Source organism: Pseudomonas koreensis (assembly GCF_025447595.1).
GTDB classification, from domain to species: Bacteria; Pseudomonadota; Gammaproteobacteria; order Pseudomonadales; family Pseudomonadaceae; genus Aquipseudomonas; species Aquipseudomonas koreensis_H.
This window is the reverse complement of sequence record NZ_JAOEJU010000021.1, coordinates 1-20,058: the sequence shown is the minus strand read 5'-3', so window position 1 is coordinate 20,058 and position 20,058 is coordinate 1. Positions and strand designations below refer to the sequence as shown.

Here is a 20,058-nt window from a genome sequence, read left to right as displayed (position 1 = left end):
AGGCACAGCGATGCAGCGGGGGCAGGGGGTTAAAGCAAATCGTTGAACAGCGGCTCCGGCAGGCCTTTGACGCCGGGGTTGAGGGCGAATACGCCGCCGGCCAGAGACAGCGGATCCTCATCGTCGGCGGGGCGGATCGAGGTCACGAACAGGGTGTCCATTGCGCTGCCGCCAAAGGCGCACATGGTTGGTTTCTTCACGGGCACCGGCAATGAGCGGTCGAGGCGACCTTCGGGGGTAAAACGGTGAACGAGCCCGACATCGTTGGCGCAGATCCAGTAGCAGCCGTCGGCATCTACGGCGGCGCCGTCGGGGCGGCCGTAATAGTGATTCATGTCCACGAATACCCGGCGATTCGACGGCGTGCCGCTCTCGGTGTCGTAGTCGAACGCCCAGATCAGTTGCACGTCCGGGTGCGAATCGGACAGATACAGGGTTCTACCGTCGGGACTGAAAGCGAGCCCGTTGGGCACGATCAAACCGCCCAGTTGCGCCTCGACCGGGCCTGACTGCCCGGCGCCATAGCGATACAACCGACCCTCAGGTGCGCGCAGGCTCATGTCCAGCACCATGCTGCCGGCCCAGAAACGCCCCTGGCGGTCGCAACGACCATCATTCAGGCGCATGTCCTGGCGACTGTGCTCCACGTGCGCGAGCGGCTGGCTGTCGAGGCTGCCGTCATCATTGGCACGCAAGTGGAAGAAGCCGCTTTCCATCCCGGCTACCCAGCCACCATGGCTGTGACGGGCGATGCAGCCGAGCATTTCCGGGGCTTGCCAGGTGCGAACCTGACCGCTGTCGGCACTCCAGCGCTGCAAGCCGCCATTGGCGATGTCCACCCAGTACAAAGTGTTTTCCTGCGCCACCCACACCGGGCTCTCACCCACGGCGTTACGAGCGTCGACGATCAGTTCGGCTTGCATACTCATTCCCTTGGTATTGTCAGAAAAGCGATCAAGTCCGCGGAGTGCTGCTCAGTCGCCGAACGGGCCGGCCGCGACGAAAGCGCCACCCTGATAGATCCGCGCCGGGTCATCGGCCGCCGGCATTGGCTGCGCTTCGACCTTGTCGCGGAACACTTCGGAAGTGTCTCTGGCGGCGAAATCCAGGTGACTGGCGAAGCGGTTGTCCCACCACACGTCCTTGTTGTCGGACATGCCATAGACCACGGTGTGGCCGACGTTCGGGGTGACGAGGGCGCGTTCGAGCAAGCGGGTGAGATCGTCGAAGCTCAGCCAGGTGTGCATCATCCGGCGGTTTTGCGGCTCGGGGAACGAGGAACCGATACGGATGCTGACGGTCTCGATACCGTAGCGATCGAAGTAAAAACTGGCCATGTCTTCGCCGTAGGATTTGGACAGTCCGTAGTAGCCATCGGGGCGGCGAGCAGAGCTGGCGTCGAGTTGTTGGTCCTGCTTGTAGAAACCGATGACGTGGTTGGAACTGGCGAAGATCACTCGCTTCACGCCATGTCGGCGCGCGGCTTCGTAAATGTGGAATACGCCACAGATATTGGCGCCGAGGATCTCTTCGAACGGTCGCTCCACGGAGACACCGCCAAAATGCAGAATGGCATCCACGCCCTCGACCAGTTGGTGCACGGCGTCTTTGTCTGCCAGATCGCAGAGCACGACTTCCTCGCGCTCATCCATGGCCGGGGCGAGGGCGGCGATATCGGACAGACGCAAAATACGGGTGAAGGGGCGCAGGCGTTCGCGCAGAACTTTGCCGAGGCCGCCGGCGGCACCGGTGAGCAACAGGCGGTTGAAGGTCGCTGGAGCGGTAGAGGTGGTCGTCATGGCAATCCCTGCACTTATTGTTTTGTGATTGTTGTAGGTTGTCGTATGACTGCGCAGAAGTATCGGTAGGGATTTGTGGTCTTGTCAACGCGACTTTTGTTGAAAGTGACGGAGGGTGTTCCTCCCAGGCCTTTCAGGCTGGATGACGGTTATGTGATGACTCGGTGTTCGAGGGGACACGTGTGTAACGCCTGGATTTACGGCAAACTTCAGTAACCTTCGTACAAGGCTTTTCCATGGATCAATACGCCCCGCGCAACTGGCTGCCGCACGAAAAACCCAGTCTTCCGGGCTCCCCCTCGACACCGCTGCACTCCAATCCCCGGCGCCTGGCTTATGCGCTGGTAGGGTTGCTGGTGGCGGTGACCGGTGGACTGGGTAACTCGCTGGTGGTCGCGAACCTGCCCTACCTGCAAGGTGCGTTGGGGGCGACGACGGCGGAGATGGCCTGGCTGCCGGCGGCGTATGTGATGACCAACGTATCGATGAACCTGTTGCTGGTGAAGTTTCGCCAGCAGTTCGGTTTGCGCGCATTCACTGAAGTGTTTCTGGTGCTGTATGCGCTGGTGACGTTCGGCCACTTGTTCGTCAACGATCTGAGTTCGGCGATAGCGGTGCGTGCGGCCCACGGCATGGTCGGCGCGGCGTTGAGTTCGCTGGGCCTGTATTACATGGTGCAGGCGTTCCCGGCCAAGTGGCGGATGAAAGCGTTGGTGCTGGGGCTCGGCGCTTCGCAACTCGCGTTACCGTTGGCTCGATTGTTTTCCGAGGACTTGTTGCAGATCGCTGAATGGCGCGGTCTGTACCTGTTCGAGTTGGGCATGGCGCTGCTGTCGCTGGGCTGCGTGCTCATGCTGAAGCTGCCGCCCGGTGACCGCTTCAAGACCTTCGAACCCCTCGATTTTCTGACCTTCGCTATTCTTGCCAGCGGTGTGGCGCTGTTGTGCGCGGTGCTGTCGCTGGGACGCATCGACTGGTGGCTGGAGGCTGACTGGATCGGCATCGCCCTGGCCGCCTCGATTGTCCTGATCCTCGCGGGTCTGGCCATCGAACACAACCGCAGCAACCCGATGCTGATGACCCGCTGGCTCGGCAGCGGGGTGATGATCCGCCTGGCGCTGGCGGTGATCCTGATTCGCATGGTGACTTCGGAGCAATCCACTGGCGCCGTGGGCTTCATGCAAAACCTCAACATGAGCAGCCAGCAGTTGCACAGTCTGTACGTGGTGATGCTGATCGGCAGCGTCGCCGGGCTGCTGACCAGTGCGCTGACCATCGACCCGAAACACCTGATCATGCCGTTGATCATTTCTCTGGCAATGATGGCGACCGGGTCGGTGATGGACAGTTACTCGAACAACCTGACCCGCCCGCAGAATCTGTATTTCAGCCAGTTCCTGCTGGCGTTCGGCAGTACTTTTTTCCTCGGCCCGACCATGGTGCTGGGCACTCGTAACGTGCTGACCAACCCGCGAAACCTGGTGAGTTTTTCGGTGTTGTTCGGGATCTGCAACAACCTTGGCGGCCTGATCGGTGCGGCGTTGCTGGGGACGTTCCAGATCGTGCGCGAGAAGTTTCATTCCAGTCACATCGTCGAGCAACTGGTGTTGTCCGACCCATTGGTGGCGGCCCGGGTGCAGAACGGCGGTTCGGCGGTCGGTTCCCTGATAGCGGACCCGAGCCTGCGCAATCTGCAAGGCATTCGCAGCCTGGCCAACGCCGCCACCCGCGAAGCCAATGTGCTGGCCTATAACGATGTGTTCATGCTGATCACAGTGATCGCGATCCTGACCATGATCTGGATTTCCATCCGTACGTTGTGGCTGATCAGCACGACCAAAACTGTCGCCCCGACACCTTCCGTACCTTCCAGCGGTGCCACTTCTTCATGACCGAACCGACTACCACGACTACCAATGCCATCGCCGCCACCCCCGAAGGTGTCGCACCGCCGTCATCGCCGAACACCGAACCGCGCTCGCTGCGGGTGCGGATCATCTCGTCGCTGGGATTTGCTGCGATTGCCATCGTCGGCGTTTTGATCGTGCTTTACGCCTGGCAGTTGCCGCCGTTCAGCAGCGCGGTCGAAACCACCGAAAACGCCTTGGTGCGCGGGCAGGTGACGATCATCGGGCCGCAGCTCAGTGGTTACGTGTTCGAGGTGCCGGTGCAGGACTTCCAGTTTGTGAAGGCGGGCGATTTGCTGGTGCGCCTCGATGACCGCATTTATCAGCAACGCCTCGACCAGTCGCTGGCGCAACTGGCGGTGCAAAAGGCCTCGTTGGCCAACGTCGTGCAGCAGCGCAACAGCGCCGAAGCGACGATCAAGTTGCGGCAGGCGGTGGTGGCCGACAGCGAAGCGCAGTTACGCAAGAGCGAGGCAGACCTGCGGCGCAACAAGGCGCTGGTCAATGACGGCTCCGTGTCCCTGCGCGAGGTGGACGTGGCGCTGGCCGCCAACGCGCAAGGCATTGCGGCGGTGGCGCAGGCCAGGGCCAACCTGGAAATCGCCCGGCAGGATCTGCAAACGGTGATCGTCAATCGCGGTTCGCTTGAGGCAGCGGTGGCCAGTGCCGAGGCGGCGGTACAACTGGCGCGGATCGATCTGTCCAACACCCGGATCATCGCCCCTCGTGACGGTCAGCTCGGGCAGATCGGTGTGCGCCTGGGCGCTTACGTCAATTCCGGGGCGCAGTTGATGGCGCTGGTGCCGGACCAGAAATGGGTGATCGCCAACATGAAAGAAACCCAGATGGATAACGTGCGCGTCGGGCAACCAGTGAGCTTCACTGTCGATAGCCTGAACCATCGCAAGTTTACCGGACGTGTGCAGCACATCTCGCCGGGCACCGGTTCCGAATTCGCGTTATTGCAGGCTGACAACGCGACCGGCAACTTCGTGAAAATCGCCCAGCGGGTGCCGGTGCGCGTCACCATTGACCCGGATCAGCAAGAAAGCGAACGCCTGCGGCCGGGGATGTCGGTGGTGGTCAGCATTGATACGGCGGCGGGTGATACGCAACCCCACTGATGCCTGCCAATATTTTGTGGGAGCGAGCCTGCTCGCGATTGCGGAGTGTCGGTCAGCACAATGCCGCAAATGTTGACCTCATCGCGAGCAGGCTCGCTCCCACTCGGATGTGTGGTGATCCTTCAGGCGGCGATCATTGGCGGCAGGGTGCCGAGCACGGAAACCGCCGCCACGGCGCCGATCCCCAGCAGCCATTCGAGCATCACGCTGCGTTTGAGGGTGTCGATTCGCTGTTCGCAATCGTTGATCCGCAGGCGATTGAACAGCGCCAGTGCAAGCATGCCGAACACCAGCAGCGCCTTGATCAACAGGATCAGGGCAAACCCCGAGAACAATGGAGTCGGCCACCACTGGCCGGTGAGCACGCGGACGTTGATCAAACCGGTGACCAGCAGGCCGGCGACCAGCCCGTAACCGAGCCCGCTGAATCGCTGCAAGATTTCGCGTACGGTCTGGTCAGGTTGTCGCAGGATCATCACCAGCATCAGCAACCCACCGAGCCACGCGCCGACGCAAGTCAGATGAATGACCTGATTGAGGATCAGCATCTGCCCGCTGAAGCCATCGAGCATTGCGCCGTGACCGACCGGCGCCAGCGTCATCAGCAACAACGCGCTCAGGCCCAGCCGCAATGGCCGGTTCGAACGCAACGGCGTAAGCAGCAACGCCAGCAACAGGGCATTGATCAGCAGATGCCAGCGCCAGACCTGGCCGAAAAACGTATGGCCGAGTACCAGCTCGACGGTGGCCGGATCAAACGCGGCCGCCGCCGAACCGGCCATGCTGGCGGTGATCAACAAAGCCCAGATGACGCCGCTGGCCAAGGCAATCGCCGCCAGCCAGCGGGTCAGTCGCGCGAGGTGCCGATCCAGAAGCGGCGCTTCACCCTTGAGCAGCAGTGGCCTGAACAGCCAGGCCCCGAACAGCATCAACACCACGATGAAATGCAGGAACCGGCACAGCACCAGCGCTTCACTCATGAATTACTGGCCAACCTTGAACTGATAAGCGCCTTCGCTTTTGTGCGTATCGACCGACACCGCGTGCCATTCGACCTTGTATTCGCCAGCGGTCAGCGGGGCTTCGGGGGTGACGATCAGGGTTTTCTTGTCACCTTCGGTGGTCAGCGGTTTGACCGCCACCGGGGCACCATCGCGGGTCACGGTGACTTTGGTGAAGCTGGCTTCGACGCCTTCGGAAAACACCAGGCGCAGATCGGCCGGCGCGGCAACGGTGCTGTCGGCAGCCGGGGTCTGGCTTTTCAGATGGGCGTGGGCGAACGCCTGGGAAGTGACGACCAGCGAAGCCAGCAGCGCGCCAGCGGTGAACAGTTTTTTCATCGGCATGGAAAGATTCCTTTCAGTGAAATGGCGGGCTGAGTATAGAACGTGCATCACAGGGCTTTCAGGCGCATGTGAATGACCGGAAAGGGCCGGCCTTCGCCGTCGAGTGCCGAGCGGCCGATGTCTTCGAATCCGTAGTGTCGGTAGAAACCGTGTGCCTGCGGGTTCTGTTCGTTGACGTCGACCTTCAGCAACGGACGGCGGACGTGGTCGAGCAGGCGCCGGCCGATGCCCTGGCCACGCCGGGCCGGGTCGATGAACAGCATCTGCACGGTGTCGTCGTCGGTGGCGATGAAGCCTGCCGGGGAGTGGTCGGGGTTCTCGAAGACCTGCACATTCAGCGCGGGCAGGTAGGTGTCACGCACCAGCGGGAACAGTCGGTGAATGTCGTCTTCCGGAAGAAAATCGTGGGTGGCGCGGACCGAGCGCTCCCACAATGCGGCGAGCTGCGGATCATCCGCAGCGATGCGCTTTCGAATGGTCATGGACAAGAGCCTTCAGTGTCTGGCGGGGAGAAGGAGGGCGATCCTAAACCAGAAAAAAGCCCAAGTGTGTGAAGAATCGTTCTTGACTGTCGCCCCTTGCCCAGAGCGGATGCTAGTCTTCAACAACGTTGTCTTCAGGGAGCCCTCATGGGCAATCACAAGATCGAAATCCGCCGCACCAACGTCGACAAGATCCTGCTGGCGGCGGAAAAAGTCTTCGCCGAAAAAGGCTTCGGCGGCACCGCCATGGCGGACATTGCCGCTGAAGTTCAGTTGCCCCGATCCAACCTGCATTACTACTTTTCAACCAAGAGCGAGCTGTACAGCGCGGTGCTGTTCGACCTGCTGGAAGTATGGAAGCAGGACGCGCTGTGCTTCGAGATGTTCGACGATCCGCGCGTGGTGCTCAGCAGCTACATCCGCGCCAAGATGAACCACTCGCGCAGCCGGCCCTACGGTTCGAAAGTCTGGGCCAACGAAATCATCCACGGCGCGCCGACCCTCGGTGAGGCGCTGGATGTGAGCCTGTATGACTGGGCCAAGATGAAGGAGGCGAAGATCCGGCAGTGGGTCGAGGACAAGCGGATTTTGCCGGTGGAGCCGTCTAGCCTGCTGTATATGATCTGGGCGTCGACGCAGCACTATGCGGACTTCGATCATCAGGTGAATATTTTGAATGAGCACCAGCCGCTGTCGGACATGCAGTTCGAGCGGGCGGTGCAGACGGTGACTAGCGTGATTTTGCGGGGGATTGGATTAGAACCTTGAGCCATGTGTTGTGACTGCCGACGCCTTCGCGGGCAGCCCGCTCCCACAGGTTTTCGAGTTGTCCTCAAGTGTCATGTACACCAGAGAACCCTGTGGGAGCGGGCTTGCCCGCGAAAGCGTCAGCTCAGACGCCGCATGCCTCAAGGTGAGACGTGATACGGATTCCTCGGATCATGATTCCAGTCCAGAAACGGCTTGCCCGTTTCCATCGGCACCATCTCGATGCAATCCGCCACCGGGCAGGTGATCTGACACAGATTGCACCCCACACACTCATCGTCGATCACTTCATATTGATGCGTGCCATCGGCCTGTTTCAGACTGCTGATCGCCTGATGTGAGGTGTCCTCGCAGGCAATGTGGCAACGCCCGCAACCGATACACGCTTCCTGATCGATCTTCGCAATCACCTGATAGTTGATGTCCAGGTACTTCCAGTCGGTGGTGTTGCCCACCGCGCGCCCGGAAAACTCGGCGATGCTGGCGTAACCCTGACTGTCCATCCACCGCGACAAACCATCCTTCATCTCATCGACAATCCTGAAACCGTGGAGCATCGCCGCCGTGCACACCTGCACCGCGCCGCTGCCCAGTGCGATGAACTCCGCCGCATCACGCCAGCTGCCAATGCCGCCGATGCCGCAGATCGGCAGGCCCTGGGTCTGCGGATCACGGGCGATTTCCGCGACCATGTTCAGCGCGATCGGCTTGACCGCCGAACCGCAATAACCGCCGTGGGTGCTTTTGCTGCCGACGGTGGGCAGGGCGACCATGTGTTCGAGGTCGACGCTGGTGATCGAGTTGATGGTGTTGATCAGCGACACCGCATCGGCGCCGCCCCGGTGAGCAGCGCGGGCAGCGACGCGGATGTCGGTGATGTTCGGCGTCAGTTTGACGATCACCGGCAGCGAGCAATAGGTCTTGCACCAGCGCGTGACCTGTTCGACGTACTCCGGCACCTGACCGACCGCCGCGCCCATACCGCGCTCGGGCATGCCGTGGGGGCAGCCGAAATTCAGCTCGATGCCGTCAGCGCCGGTGGCTTCCACCAGCGGCAGGATGTGTTTCCACGACTCTTCGACGCACGGCACCATCAGCGACACGATCAGCGCGCGATCCGGCCAGTCCTTCTTCACCTGAGTGATTTCCCGCAGGTTGATCTCCAGCGAGCGGTCGGTGATCAGTTCGATGTTGTTGATACCCAGCACTTCGCGGTTGTTGCCGTAGTGCGCCGAGTAGCGCGACGACACGTTGACCGCCGCCGGGTCTTCACCCAGGGTTTTCCAGACCACGCCGCCCCAACCAGCCTCAAAGGCGCGCACCACGTTGTAGGCCTTGTCGGTCGGCGGCGCGGAGGCCAGCCAGAACGGGTTGGGGGCTTTGATGCCGGCGAAGACAATCGAGAGATCGGCCATTTACGCAGCCTCCACGTTGAGCATCAGTTGAGCGTTGATCGCCTCGGCGGCGCGTTTGCCGTGTTGCACCGCTTGCACGGTCAGGTCCTGATCGAGGCTGGTGCAGTCACCGCCGGCATACACGCCGGGGATGCTGGTGCGCAGGTTTTCATCGACCTGGATGCGTTCGCCCTGACGCTTCAGCTCGCGGGCCAGCGGGTCGGCGAGGGCGCTGCCGTCGAAGGCCTGGCCGATGGCTTTGAAGATCGCATCGGCGGCCAGCTCGAACGTTTCGCCAGTGGTTTGCAGGCGACCTTCCACCAGATGCGTGCGGGCGAAGCGCATGCCGCGCACCTTGCCTTGAGCGTCGAGCAGCACTTCATCCGGTTGCGCCCAGGTCAGCAGCCGCACTTGATTGGCCTTGGCGATGTCCTGTTCGTGGCCGGTGGCACCCATGTCCGCCGCACCACGGCGATAGACCAGATTGACGTCGCGGGCACCGAGGCGGGCCATTTGCACGGCCATGTCGATGGCGGTGTTGCCGGCGCCGAGGACGATGCAGTGTTCGGCCAGCGGCAGTTGCGACAGGTCATCGGCCTGGCGCAGTTCGCGGATGTAGTCGGTGGCGGCGAGCAGGCCGGGCGCGTCTTCGTGGGCCAGGCCGAGTTGCTTGCTGGCGTTCAGGCCGAGGCCGAGGAACACTGCGTCGAACTGTTGATGCAGTTCGCTGAGGGTCAGATTCTCACCGAGTTTCTGGCCGTGACGGATTTCGATGCCGCCGATTTGCAGGAGGAAATCCAGTTCCTTCTGCGCGTAGTCGTCGACCAGTTTGTACTTGGCGATCCCGTATTCGTTGAGCCCGCCAGCCTTTTCCCGCGCTTCGAAAATCACCACATCATGCCCGTGCATCGCACTGCGATGGGCACAGGACAATCCCGCCGGGCCGGCACCGACCACCGCGATGCGTTTGCCGGTGGCGGCGGCGCGCTGGAACGGGTGCTCGCTGAAGTGCGCGTTGTCCACGGCGTAGCGTTGCAGCAGGCCGATCAGCACCGGCGCGCATTCGTGGGCGTTGTTGCGCACGCAGGCTTGCTGGCAAAGGATTTCGGTCGGACAGACTCGAGCGCAACTGCCGCCGAGGATATTCGCCGAGAGGATTTTCTGCGCCGCACCGGGCACGTTGTCCTGATGGATATTGCGGATGAACGACGGAATGTCGATCTCGCTCGGGCACGCATTCACGCACGGCGCGTCGTAGCAATACAGGCAGCGCGAGGCTTCCAGATGCGCCTGACGGTCGTTGAGTGGCGGCGCCAGATCGGTGAAATGGCCGGCGAGGGCGGCCGCACTTTCGTGCGGGTGCGGGAGATGGTTCAGGGTCTCGATCACGGTTTTTTGCCTCACGGTTAATTGAGGTTTTCTGCCTCTGTCGGGCAGTGGTTTTTTGTGGTGTCTATGCGGACCTCTTCGCGAGCAAGCTCGCTCCCACATTTGGAATGCACTTCCCTGTGGGAGCTAGCTTGCTAGCGAAGGCCGAAGGCCTGGATTTCAGCGTTTAACCGCAACTGGCCTGTGCAACTCAGCCCGCTTGCTCAGCAAATCAAACACCGCCGGATACGCTGGCCGTTCGATATAGCGGCCCGCCCCACGTTCGGCGCGCAGGTCGCCATCAGCCCAGACCACCCGGCCCTGGCTGACGGTATGACTCGGTACGCCGGTCACGGTCTTGCCTTCGAAGATGTTGAAGTCCACCTGCTGATGGTGGGTCTTGGCGGAGATGGTGCGGGTGCCTTGCGGGTCCCACAGCACCAGGTCGGCATCGGCGCCGACACGGATCGCGCCCTTGCGCGGGTAGAGGTTGAAGATCTTCGCGGTGTTGGTGGAGGTGAGGGCGACGAAGTCCTGCATCGACAAGCGTCCCGAGTTAACACCTTCATCCCACAACACCGCCATGCGGTCTTCGATGCCGGCGGTGCCGTTGGGGATCTTGCTGAAGTCGTCGCGCCCCGCGGCTTTCTGCTCGGCGCAGAAGCAGCAATGGTCGGTGGCGGTGGTGTGCAGATTGCCGCTTTGCAAGCCATGCCACAGCGCCTCCTGATGCCCGCGCGGACGGAACGGCGGGCTCATCACGTAACCGGCGGCGGTCTGCCAGTCCGGGTGCTGGTAGACGCTGTCGTCCAGCAGCAGATGCCCGGCCAGCACTTCGCCGTAGACCGGTTGGCCCTTGCTGCGGGCGTAGGTGATTTCGTCGAGGGCCTCCTTGGTCGAGACGTGCACCAGGTACAGCGGCGTGCCGATGGTTTCAGCGATACGGATCGCCCGGCTCGCGGCTTCGCCTTCAACCTGTGAGGGCCTCGACAGCGGATGTGCTTCCGGCCCGGTGATGCCCTGGGCCATCAACTTGCGTTGCAGGTGATAGACCAGCTCGCCGTTTTCCGCGTGCACGGTCGGTACCGCGCCGAGTTCCAGGCAGCGCTCGAAGCTCGCCACCAGCGTGTCGTCGGCGGCCATGATCGCGTTTTTGTAGGCCATGAAATGCTTGAAGCTGTTGATCCCGTGATGGCTGACCAGCTCGGCCATTTCCTCGCGCACCTGTTCACTCCACCAGGTGATCGCGACGTGGAAGCCGTAGTCCGACGCGGACTTTTCTGCCCAGCCACGCCACTGGTGAAAGGCTTCGAGCAGCGATTGCTGCGGGTTGGGAATCACGAAATCGATGATCGAGGTGGTGCCGCCGGCCAGGCCTGCGGCGGTGCCGCTGTAGAAGTCTTCGCTGGCCACGGTGCCCATGAACGGGAGTTGCATGTGGGTGTGTGGATCGATGCCGCCGGGCATCAGATATTGGCCGCTGCCGTCGAGCACTTCGGCGCCGGCGGGAACATCCAGGTTTTCACCAATGGCTTTGATCACGCCGTCAGCGCAATAGACATCGGCGCGGTAACTTTCATCATGGGTAACAACGGTGGCGCCACGGATCAACAGAGACATTCCGAGTTCCTCGCAGGCATGACCGACTTGTGCCGGTTCTAGTGTTTTATTGTTTGCAGCGCCAAATGCATAATCTTGTCAGCGCTGTCAGGAATAGACGCTAGTCGCAGTTCTGCAATTGATCAAGATTATTTTTTATAAGCTTATGACTGTTTTAAGTAGCTGATAAATATAGATAAAAATACAAAATCACCAAAATGGTGAGGCGCTTCACCATTTTGACGCACTTGACAGGTTGGAAATATGAGCAAGATTTCCTATGTGAAATCAGCCGCTTGAAGTTGAGCTGCGGGTGATGCGTTCTAAAGAAAAATAATGCAGTGCACCAGATTGAGTCCTGACAATTCGAACAACTTGCCTGGCATTTAGCCTGAGTGTTCAGTCAAGTTTTCGCGGCCTCACCAGGTGAATAATTAAAGCTGATCAACATCAGTCAGTTACAAAGCTTTAAAAGCACGGCCCGATGCGCAAGCGGGGCACCCGGCACGTTTATTGATGCCGCCGCTGACACCATGGCCGGTGCAAGAAAGTTGTCAGTTCCTCCGGCCATCGTCCGGCTCGCACCTGCGTGTGCAGCCGCCTGATGAGCAAAAAATAATCAGAAGAACAGTGGAGCGGCCATGCAACAGAACAGATCGCAAGTGACCGAGCGCGACGGCTTGTTCGAACTCGAAGCCGGCAGCGACGTCCTCGACAGTCCCCGTTACAACCACGACATGGCACCGACCAAGGTGCGCGAACGAACCTGGAACAAATGGCACATCACCGCGCTGTGGGTCGGCATGTCGATCTGCGTGCCGACCTACACCCTCGGTGGCGTCCTCACCGCGTATTTTGGCCTGAGCGTCGGCGAGGCCTTGCTGGCGATTCTGTTTGCCAACGTCATCGTCCTGATTCCCCTCACACTCAACGCGTTTCCTGGCACCAAGTACGGGATTCCGTTTCCGGTGCTGCTGCGCTCGTCGTTCGGGATTCTCGGCTCCAACGTGCCGTGCCTGATCCGCGCGCTGGTGGCGTGCGGCTGGTTCGGCATCCAGACCATGTTCGGCGGGCTGGCGATTCACCTGTTTCTCGGCTCTGTGTTCGAGGGCTGGAAATCCCTCGGCGGGACGGGGGAGGTGATCGGTTTCATGATCTTCTGGGCGCTCAACCTGTGGGTGGTGATCCGTGGCGCCGAGTCGATCAAATGGCTGGAAACCCTGTCGGCGCCGCTGCTGGTGGCGGTCGGCATCGGGCTGCTGGTGTGGGCCATGCCCAATGTGTCGATGACCGAACTGCTGGCGATTCCGCCGAAGCGTCCCGAGGGCGCAAGCGTGGTCAGTTACTTCGCCGCCGGGCTGACGGCGATGGTCGGCTTCTGGGCCACGCTGTCGCTGAACATTCCCGACTTCAGCCGTTATGCCCGCAGCCAGAAGGATCAGATCCTCGGGCAGATTTTCGGCCTGCCGCTGACCATGTTCCTGTTCGCCGCACTGGGCGTGGTGATGACCGCCGCGTCGGTGAAACTGGTGGGTGTCAGCGTTTCCGATCCGGTGACTTTGATCGGCCACATTCAGAGCCCGGTGTGGGTCGCGGTGGCCATGGCGCTGATCATCATCGCCACGCTGTCGACCAACACCGCCGCCAACATCGTCTCGCCGACCAACGACTTCCAGAACATCGCGCCCAAGGTGATCAACCGCACCAAGGCGGTGATCCTCACCGGGTTCGTCGGTCTGGCGCTGATGGGCCATGAGCTGCTGAAGAAGCTCGGGCTGATCGTCTCCGATGTCAGCCTGGAAACCGTGTATTCGAACTGGTTGCTGGGCTATTCCAGCCTGCTCGGGCCGATTGCCGGGATCATGGTGGTGGACTATTTCCTGATCAAAAAACAGCAACTGGACCTGGCCGGCCTCTACCGGGACGACGTGTACCCGGCGTGGAACTGGTCCGGGTTCATCGCGTTCGGCGTGCCGGTGGTGCTGACATTGCTGTCCCTGGGCAGCAGCGCATTCAGCTGGTTCTACAGCTATGGCTGGTTCACCGGCTCGGCGCTGGGCGGGTTGATCTATTACGGGTTGTGCGCGATGCGTGCGCAGCCTTCTGCCGTGAAATCACCGGTGTAGAGGAGGGCCTCATCGCGAGCAGGCTCGCTCCCACAGGTTTTCCGGTGGACACAGCATTTGTGTACGACTGCATTCCCTGTGGGAGCTGGCTTGCCAGCGATGGCGGCCAGACAGTCACCGCAGCAATATCCATAAGAACTGCCTGAGGAGATCCCCATGAACGCAGCCGTAGACGTTCTGCAATCGACCCACCAGCACATCAACCGCGACCGCTTGTGGGCGTCGCTCATGGAACTGGCGAAACTCGGCGCCACGGTCAAGGGCGGGGTCTGTCGCCTGGCCCTGACCGATCTCGACCGCCAGGCCCGCGACCTGTTTGTGCAGTGGTGCAAGGACGCCGGTTGCAGCGTCACGGTCGATGAAGTCGGCAACATCTTCGCTCGCCGTCCCGGCCGCAATCCGAACCTGCCGCCGGTGATGACCGGCAGCCACATCGACACCCAGCCCACCGGCGGCAAGTTCGACGGCTGCTTCGGCGTGCTGGCCGGGGTCGAAGTGCTGCGCACCCTCAACGACCTGGGCGTGGAAACCGAGGCGCCGCTGGAAGTGGTGGTCTGGACCAACGAAGAAGGCTCGCGCTTCGCCCCGTGCATGATGGGCTCCGGCGTGTTCGCGGAAAAATTCACCCTCGAAGAAACCCTGGCCAAGGTCGATGCCGATGGCGTCACGGTCGGCGAAGCACTGAACGCCATCGGCTACGCCGGACCGCGCAAAGTCAGCGGGCACAAGGTCGGCGCCTATTTCGAGGCGCACATCGAACAAGGCCCGATCCTTGAGGACGAACAGAAAATCATCGGCGTGGTACTCGGCGCTCTGGGGCAGAAGTGGTTCGACCTGAAACTGCGCGGCGTCGAAGCCCACGCCGGCCCGACCCCGATGCACCTGCGCAAGGATGCTCTGGTCGGCGCCTCGGTGATCGTCGGCGCGGTCAATCGCGCGGCGCTCGGTCATCAACCCCACGCCTGCGGCACCGTCGGTTGCCTGCAAGCCTATCCCGGCTCGCGCAACGTCATCCCCGGCGAAGTGCGCATGACCCTCGACTTTCGGCATCTTGAACCGGCACGCCTCGACGCGATGATCGCCGAGGTCAAGCAAGTCATCGAAGCGACCTGCGAAGAACACGGCCTGACCTATGAACTGACCCCGACCGCCGACTTCCCGCCGCTGTACTTTGAAAAAGGCTGCGTCGAAGCCGTGCGCGGCGCCGCCAAAGGTCTGGGCCTGTCGCACATGGACATCGTCAGCGGCGCCGGTCATGACGCAATCTTCCTCGCCGAACTCGGCCCGGCCGGGATGATCTTCGTACCGTGCGAAGGCGGCATCAGCCACAACGAAATCGAAAACGCCGCGCCGGATGATCTGGCGGCTGGCTGTGCGGTGTTGTTGCGGGCAATGCTGGCGGCTTCGGCGGCGGTGGCGGGAGGGCAACGGGCGGCGTGAACAGGGACAGAGCTGGATGAGTCGGCAAAACATTCTATTGCCAGGCAAAGTTTTACCTGTGGGAGCGAGCTTGCTCCCACAGTTTCTGTACATTGGCTTGCGACTACCCAGGTCTTTCGTTGATGTTCGCCGAACCTTTGCGGCGGTCACTGCCGTTCGGGTTGCCAACGTCCAGCAATCGTCTTTCCACCAGTACCTTTTCAAGCGCCTGGCGTTCGGCCGGCGCCATCTCGTGCTCGCGCTTTTTCAGCTCCAGCAGGATGGGGCTGGACCAGGTGCGATAGGTCTGTTCGATGAGGCGGTTGGATGTCATCAGTCTCTCCTTGATCAAGAGCCCGGTGTTGCTGGCAGGGGCTCAATCCGATGAGGTACTAACGTTAGTCGACAGCTTCCGAGTTCGCCAATGCACCGCGATTCCTGTGGGAGCGAGCCTGCTCGCGAACGAAGTGGATCAGTCAACAAATCTGTGTCTGATACTCCGCTTTCGCGAGCAGGCTCGCTCCCACAATTTTTTTCTCGCCAGCGAGTCAATCGTCGACCTTCATCATCGCCTGCACACCCTCCCAGGCCTCGGCCCGCATCCGCTCGACATCCAGCCCCGGAATCACCCCGTTGTCGACGACGATCCGCCCACCCACCAGGCTGTACTTCACGGCAATCGGCTCACCCGCGACGACCGGTGCGACAGCGCTGTCGTGGAAGCCGTAGAACCGTGGATGGTCGAGGCTGTAGATCACCAGATCCGCTGCCTGTCCGATTTCCAGCGTGCCGACCGCGCCGAGGCCGAGTACTTGTGCGCCGCCGGCCGTGCCCCAGTGAATGACGTCTTCGGCGGTGGTGGCCGAGGCGCCTTGTTCGGCGCGGTGGATCAGCCAGGCGGTGTTGGCTTCGCCGACCATGCTTCCGGATTCGTTGGAGGCCACGCCGTCGACGCCGAGGGAGATCGGCACGCCGGCCTCGTACATTTGCGGAATCGGTGCGACGCCGCTGCCCAGCCGGGCGTTGCTCACCGGGCAGTGGGAGACGCCGGTACCGGTCTGGGCGAGCATGCGGATTTCTCCCGGTTGCAGGTGCACGGCGTGGGCGAACCACACGTCGGAGCCGAGCCATTCGTGTTCGGCGACGAATTCCACCGGCAGGCAGTTGTATTTGTCGCGGCAGAAATTCACGTAGTTCTGGGTCTCCGACAGGTGCGTGTGCAGGCGCAACCCCATGCCTCGGGCGGTGTGCGCCAGTTCGCGCAGCAGGGTTGGCGGCAGCGAGAAGGTCGGCGTGGTTGGCGCCACGACCACCCGGCGCAGCGCATCTGGGGTGTCCTGGTGGTAGCGCGATTTCAGCCGTTCGATGTCACCGACCATTTGCTCCAGGGATTCCGGTTGCAGCGCGGTTTTCGAGAAGCCCGGATGTGCGCTGGCAGACTCCAGCGCACCGCCACGGCAGAGCACGAAACGCAGGCCGAATTCCTCGGCGAGGTCGAACAGCAAGTCGCCGGTCTCGGTGCTGCCGTGGGCGTGGTAGAGGTAATGGTGATCGGCGCAGGTGGTGACGCCGGACAGCAGCAGCTCGACCATCCCCAACCGTGCGGCGATCCGTGCCAGTTGCGGGGTGAAGCGGTTCAGGCGCGGGTAGGGCACGCTCGCCAGCCAGCCTTGCAAGTCCTGATTCAAGCCTTCGGGCACCGCTTTGAGCAGGTTCTGGAACAGGTGATGGTGGGTGTTGATCCAGCCCGGATAGACCACCGAATTGCGGGCGTCGATCACCCGCTCACCGGGTTGCGGCTCAAGGTTGGCGGCCATCTCCGCGATCCGGCCGTTGACCACGCGGATGTCCACGGCGCCGGCCCGGGCACGGGGGCCGCGCAGGCCGGTCATCACCGCCACCGGGTGCTTGATCAGGATGTTTTGAAGTTGAGTCATGGGCAGCTCCAGTCAGAGGATGTGCGAGGCGGATTTGCCGGGTGTGGTTTCTGGCACGCTGACGCCATTGAGCGCCGCGTTGAGCAGCACCGACACCAGGCAGGCGATGACCACGCTGCTGTGCAGGAACGGCTGTGACCACTCGGGCAATTGTTTGAACAGGGTCGGGGCGAGCACCGGCACCAGGGCGGCGGCGATGGTGAAACCGACGATCAGCACGTTGTAGCGATTGCGCTCGTAATCGACTTTGGCCAGGGTCTGGATCCCGGCCGCCGCAACCACGCCGAACATGGCGATGCCGGCACCGCCCAGCGCGGCGGTCGGCATCGAGGCAATGATCGCCCCGGCCTTGGGCACCAGCGCAATCGAGCACATCAGCAGACCGCTGATCGCCACCACCCAGCGGCTGCGCACGCCAGTCAGGATCACCAGCCCGACGTTCTCCATGAAGGCAATGAACGGAAACGCGGCGAACATCCCGGCGATGGTGCTGGCCAGGCCATTGGCGCGCAGGCCATTGATGACTTGTTTGTCTTCCACCGGTTTGTCGACGATATCGCCAATGGCCACGAACAGCCCCATGGACTCCACCATCTGCACGATCATCACCACCACCATGGTGGCGATGGGGATCAGGCTGAAGGTCGGCAAACCGAAATAGAACGGGTAGGGCACGGTCAGCCACGGCGCGTCCTCGACGCTGTGAAAGTTGCCCATGCCCAGGCCGTAAGCCAGACCGGCACCCACCAGCATCCCCACCAGCACCGCCATGTTGCGCAGCAACGGGCTGCCATAGCGGTTGACCAGCAGGATGGTCAGCAACACCACCACGGCCACGGCGAGAAACGCCGGCGCACCGAAGTTGCTCGCGTTGCGCCCGCCGCCGACCCACTCATAGGCAATCGGGAACAGCTGCAGACCGATCACCGTGACGATGCAGCCGGTCACCACCGGCGGGAAAAACCGTCGCAAGCGGCCCACGAACGGGGCGATGAGCATGGTGAAAATCCCCGCGCCGATCACCGCCCCGCACACCCCGGCAAATCCCACCTCCGGGTTGCTGCCGATGGCGATCACCGGCCCGACGCTGCTGAACGCCACGCCTTGCAGGATCGGCAGGCGCACGCCGAACTTCCAGAAACCGACGGTCTGCAACAGGGTGGCGATGCCGGAGCAGAACAGCGTGGTGCTGATCAGCACCACCGTGTCGGCGTGGGACATCTTCAGGGCACTGGCGACAATCAACGGCACGGCGATGGCGCCGATGTACGAGACGGCCATGTGCTGCAGGCCGAGGGTGAGCATCTGTCGCACCGGCAAGACGCGGTCGACAGGGTGGACGGTGGAGGAGGAACTGGCTGACGACATGGGGAATCACCTCTAGCTGTTGTTAATTGGTACAGAGGGGTATTCGTCTGATGCCGCTTGGCTCGAGAACACTGTGGAACCTTGTGGGAGCGAGCTTGCTCGCGAAAGCGGCAGGTCAGTCAACTGAGGGGTTGAGTGTGCCGACCTCTTCGCGAGCAAGCTCGCTCCCACAGGGTTTTGTGTTATTCCCATGGCGTGCATCAGTCATTCGTTCTGTGTGCCCGGAACCGCCATCCACCGGCTCCGATGCCGGGTTTCAGCCGGCCAGGCAGGCGGCGAAGCCCTGATTCAGCGCCGCCCGATCCAGGTCGCGGCCAATGAACACGATCTTGCTCGAGCGCGGCTCGGAACCCCACGCGGTCGAGGCGCGGAACTCCACCAGGCTGTGCACGCCTTGCAGCACGTAGCGCTGGTCTTCGTTGGCCACCGCCAGCACGCCTTTCATGCGGTACAGGTTGTCGGCCTGAGCACTGCGCAACTCGCTGATCCAGCGGTGGAACGCCATCAGGTTGACGGCGCCGTCCACGGCGATTCCCACAGACGAAACGCTCGGGTCGTGCTCGTGGTCGGGCTCTTCAGTGTGATGGTCATGGTCGTGGTCGTGGTGATCGTGATCGTGCTGATCCGCGCCGATTTCCATCAGCTTCTGCGTGCATTCGAAGGCACCGATGCCGATGATCTTCGACAGGTCGATCTGTGCGTGGGTCGAGGTCACCAGATCCGCCGTGGCATTCAATCCACGGATCTTGCCGCGCAGGGTTTCCACCTCTTCAGCGCTGACCAGATCGACCTTGTTGATGACGATGCGGTCGGCGCAGACGATCTGATCCACCGCCTGATTGTCGACGCCGTCCAGTTGCAGGTCTTCCAGGTGCTGGGCGATGTGCTTGGCATCGACCATGGTCACGATGGCGTCGAGTTCGACTTCTTCGGCAATCGGGTCGTTGATGAAAAAGCTCTGGGCCACCGGGTACGGGTCGGCCAGGCCGCTGGTCTCGATCAGGATGTGGTCGAGCCGCACCGGGCGCGCCACCAGTTCGCGGACGATCCGCACCAGGTCCTCGCGGACTTCGGCGGTGCAGCAGACGCAGCCGTTGACCATTTCGTAGATTTCTTCGGTCTCGGAGCTGAGCACCAGATCGCCGTCGATGCCGACTTCGCCGAACTCGTTTTCGATCACCGCGATCTTGCGGCCGTGGTTTTCCTTGAGGATGTAATTGAGCAGGGTGGTTTTGCCGGCACCGAGGAACCCGGTGAGGATGGTGACCGGGATTTTGGTGTTCGGGGTCGGGGCGTTGAAGGGGGTGTTCATGTGAGGCTCCTTGGTGATGGACTGACCGGTGCAGATGAAGCTTTTTTTGCGGGAGCGAGCTTGCTCGCGAAGGCGGTGTGTCAATTAGCGGTGATGGCGACTGATCCAC

At 61.9% G+C, this 20,058-nt stretch carries 17 protein-coding genes; 5 read left to right on the top strand and 12 right to left on the bottom strand.

Features of this window, described 5'->3' with window-relative positions:
• Window positions 1-29: 29 nt before the first annotated feature.
• Window positions 30-923 carry an SMP-30/gluconolactonase/LRE family protein gene (locus N8H71_RS21980; protein ID WP_262195655.1) on the bottom strand — a complete coding sequence of 298 codons (894 nt, stop codon included), beginning with the start codon at window positions 921-923 and terminating at the stop codon, window positions 30-32.
• 51 nt (window positions 924-974) lie between these two features.
• Window positions 975-1,799 (bottom strand): NAD-dependent epimerase/dehydratase family protein, encoded by an 825-nt coding sequence (locus N8H71_RS21975; protein WP_262195654.1) that lies wholly within the window; start codon window positions 1,797-1,799, stop codon window positions 975-977.
• Between the two features lie 236 nt (window positions 1,800-2,035).
• On the opposite strand from N8H71_RS21975, the gene N8H71_RS21970 reads away from it, so the two are divergent.
• Both N8H71_RS21970 and N8H71_RS21965 read left to right on the top strand, forming a co-directional pair.
• Window positions 2,036-3,691 carry an MFS transporter gene (locus N8H71_RS21970; RefSeq protein ID WP_262195653.1) on the top strand — a complete coding sequence of 552 codons (1,656 nt, stop codon included), beginning with the start codon at window positions 2,036-2,038 and terminating at the stop codon, window positions 3,689-3,691.
• Window positions 3,688-4,830, top strand: a complete 1,143-nt coding sequence (locus tag N8H71_RS21965) for an HlyD family secretion protein (protein WP_262195652.1) — start codon at window positions 3,688-3,690, stop codon at window positions 4,828-4,830. Before N8H71_RS21970 ends, N8H71_RS21965 begins: the two co-directional genes overlap by 4 nt.
• Window positions 4,831-4,952: 122 nt before the next feature.
• Here the strand turns inward: N8H71_RS21965 and copD are convergent, their stop codons facing one another.
• Genes copD through N8H71_RS21950 form a run of 3 tightly spaced genes read right to left on the bottom strand, consistent with a single transcriptional unit; the run spans window position 4,953 to window position 6,658 of the window.
• Window positions 4,953-5,810 (bottom strand): copper homeostasis membrane protein CopD, encoded by an 858-nt coding sequence (gene copD, locus N8H71_RS21960; protein ID WP_262195651.1) that lies wholly within the window; start codon window positions 5,808-5,810, stop codon window positions 4,953-4,955.
• Window positions 5,811-5,813: 3 nt separating this feature from the next.
• The gene (copC, locus tag N8H71_RS21955; RefSeq protein ID WP_262195650.1) at window positions 5,814-6,176 is read right to left on the bottom strand and encodes a copper homeostasis periplasmic binding protein CopC; all 363 of its coding nucleotides are present in this window, start codon (window positions 6,174-6,176) and stop codon (window positions 5,814-5,816) included.
• 47 nt (window positions 6,177-6,223) lie between these two features.
• Window positions 6,224-6,658: a GNAT family N-acetyltransferase gene (locus N8H71_RS21950; protein WP_262195649.1), complete on the bottom strand. Its 435-nt coding sequence runs from the start codon at window positions 6,656-6,658 to the stop codon at window positions 6,224-6,226.
• A gap of 147 nt (window positions 6,659-6,805) precedes the next feature.
• Here N8H71_RS21950 and N8H71_RS21945 point away from each other — a divergent pair, with 147 nt between their 5' ends.
• Window positions 6,806-7,426, top strand: a complete 621-nt coding sequence (locus N8H71_RS21945; protein ID WP_007952885.1) for a TetR/AcrR family transcriptional regulator — start codon at window positions 6,806-6,808, stop codon at window positions 7,424-7,426.
• 140 nt (window positions 7,427-7,566) lie between these two features.
• Here the strand turns inward: N8H71_RS21945 and preA are convergent, their stop codons facing one another.
• From preA to hydA, 3 genes are all read right to left on the bottom strand, one after another.
• The gene (gene preA / locus N8H71_RS21940; RefSeq protein WP_262195648.1) at window positions 7,567-8,841 is read right to left on the bottom strand and encodes an NAD-dependent dihydropyrimidine dehydrogenase subunit PreA; all 1,275 of its coding nucleotides are present in this window, start codon (window positions 8,839-8,841) and stop codon (window positions 7,567-7,569) included.
• On the bottom strand, window positions 8,842-10,209 hold the full coding sequence (locus tag N8H71_RS21935; protein WP_262195647.1) for an NAD(P)-dependent oxidoreductase: 1,368 nt from the start codon (window positions 10,207-10,209) through the stop codon (window positions 8,842-8,844). It abuts the gene before it with no gap.
• 159 nt (window positions 10,210-10,368) lie between these two features.
• On the bottom strand, window positions 10,369-11,808 hold the full coding sequence (hydA, locus tag N8H71_RS21930; protein ID WP_262195646.1) for a dihydropyrimidinase: 1,440 nt from the start codon (window positions 11,806-11,808) through the stop codon (window positions 10,369-10,371).
• A 620-nt stretch (window positions 11,809-12,428) separates the two neighbouring features.
• On the opposite strand from hydA, the gene N8H71_RS21925 reads away from it, so the two are divergent.
• The gene (locus tag N8H71_RS21925; protein WP_262195645.1) at window positions 12,429-13,913 is read left to right on the top strand and encodes an NCS1 family nucleobase:cation symporter-1; all 1,485 of its coding nucleotides are present in this window, start codon (window positions 12,429-12,431) and stop codon (window positions 13,911-13,913) included.
• A 156-nt stretch (window positions 13,914-14,069) separates the two neighbouring features.
• Window positions 14,070-15,353 carry a Zn-dependent hydrolase gene (locus N8H71_RS21920; RefSeq protein WP_262195644.1) on the top strand — a complete coding sequence of 428 codons (1,284 nt, stop codon included), beginning with the start codon at window positions 14,070-14,072 and terminating at the stop codon, window positions 15,351-15,353.
• Between the two features lie 103 nt (window positions 15,354-15,456).
• On the opposite strand, the gene N8H71_RS21915 is transcribed toward N8H71_RS21920, so the two are convergent.
• The 4 genes from N8H71_RS21915 to N8H71_RS21900 all read right to left on the bottom strand — a co-directional run bounded on the left by N8H71_RS21915 (window position 15,457) and on the right by N8H71_RS21900 (window position 19,949).
• Window positions 15,457-15,666, bottom strand: coding sequence for a hypothetical protein (locus tag N8H71_RS21915; RefSeq protein ID WP_262195643.1), 210 nt, complete (start codon window positions 15,664-15,666; stop codon window positions 15,457-15,459).
• A 214-nt stretch (window positions 15,667-15,880) separates the two neighbouring features.
• The gene (locus N8H71_RS21910; protein WP_262195642.1) at window positions 15,881-17,269 is read right to left on the bottom strand and encodes an amidohydrolase family protein; all 1,389 of its coding nucleotides are present in this window, start codon (window positions 17,267-17,269) and stop codon (window positions 15,881-15,883) included.
• Window positions 17,270-17,281: 12 nt separating this feature from the next.
• Complete coding sequence (locus N8H71_RS21905; RefSeq protein ID WP_007952866.1) at window positions 17,282-18,637, bottom strand: nucleobase:cation symporter-2 family protein; 1,356 nt, start codon at window positions 18,635-18,637, stop codon at window positions 17,282-17,284.
• A gap of 256 nt (window positions 18,638-18,893) precedes the next feature.
• Window positions 18,894-19,949 (bottom strand): CobW family GTP-binding protein, encoded by a 1,056-nt coding sequence (locus tag N8H71_RS21900; RefSeq protein WP_262195641.1) that lies wholly within the window; start codon window positions 19,947-19,949, stop codon window positions 18,894-18,896.
• Window positions 19,950-20,058 lie beyond the last annotated feature (109 nt).

What these genes read in the sequence shown, in the direction of transcription:
- copC (WP_262195650.1), bottom strand. Translation starts at nt 6,176, where the DNA reads ATGCCGATGAAAAAACTGTTCACCGCTGGCGCGCTGCTGGCTTCGCTG.
- preA (WP_262195648.1), bottom strand. Translation starts at nt 8,841, where the DNA reads ATGGCCGATCTCTCGATTGTCTTCGCCGGCATCAAAGCCCCCAACCCG.
- N8H71_RS21950 (WP_262195649.1), bottom strand. Translation starts at nt 6,658, where the DNA reads ATGACCATTCGAAAGCGCATCGCTGCGGATGATCCGCAGCTCGCCGCA.
- N8H71_RS21905 (WP_007952866.1), bottom strand. Translation starts at nt 18,637, where the DNA reads ATGTCGTCAGCCAGTTCCTCCTCCACCGTCCACCCTGTCGACCGCGTC.
- N8H71_RS21925 (WP_262195645.1), top strand. Translation starts at nt 12,429, where the DNA reads ATGCAACAGAACAGATCGCAAGTGACCGAGCGCGACGGCTTGTTCGAA.
- hydA (WP_262195646.1), bottom strand. Translation starts at nt 11,808, where the DNA reads ATGTCTCTGTTGATCCGTGGCGCCACCGTTGTTACCCATGATGAAAGT.
- N8H71_RS21970 (WP_262195653.1), top strand. Translation starts at nt 2,036, where the DNA reads ATGGATCAATACGCCCCGCGCAACTGGCTGCCGCACGAAAAACCCAGT.
- copD (WP_262195651.1), bottom strand. Translation starts at nt 5,810, where the DNA reads ATGAGTGAAGCGCTGGTGCTGTGCCGGTTCCTGCATTTCATCGTGGTG.
- N8H71_RS21965 (WP_262195652.1), top strand. Translation starts at nt 3,688, where the DNA reads ATGACCGAACCGACTACCACGACTACCAATGCCATCGCCGCCACCCCC.
- N8H71_RS21915 (WP_262195643.1), bottom strand. Translation starts at nt 15,666, where the DNA reads ATGACATCCAACCGCCTCATCGAACAGACCTATCGCACCTGGTCCAGC.
- N8H71_RS21910 (WP_262195642.1), bottom strand. Translation starts at nt 17,269, where the DNA reads ATGACTCAACTTCAAAACATCCTGATCAAGCACCCGGTGGCGGTGATG.
- N8H71_RS21900 (WP_262195641.1), bottom strand. Translation starts at nt 19,949, where the DNA reads ATGAACACCCCCTTCAACGCCCCGACCCCGAACACCAAAATCCCGGTC.
- N8H71_RS21920 (WP_262195644.1), top strand. Translation starts at nt 14,070, where the DNA reads ATGAACGCAGCCGTAGACGTTCTGCAATCGACCCACCAGCACATCAAC.
- N8H71_RS21980 (WP_262195655.1), bottom strand. Translation starts at nt 923, where the DNA reads ATGCAAGCCGAACTGATCGTCGACGCTCGTAACGCCGTGGGTGAGAGC.
- N8H71_RS21945 (WP_007952885.1), top strand. Translation starts at nt 6,806, where the DNA reads ATGGGCAATCACAAGATCGAAATCCGCCGCACCAACGTCGACAAGATC.
- N8H71_RS21975 (WP_262195654.1), bottom strand. Translation starts at nt 1,799, where the DNA reads ATGACGACCACCTCTACCGCTCCAGCGACCTTCAACCGCCTGTTGCTC.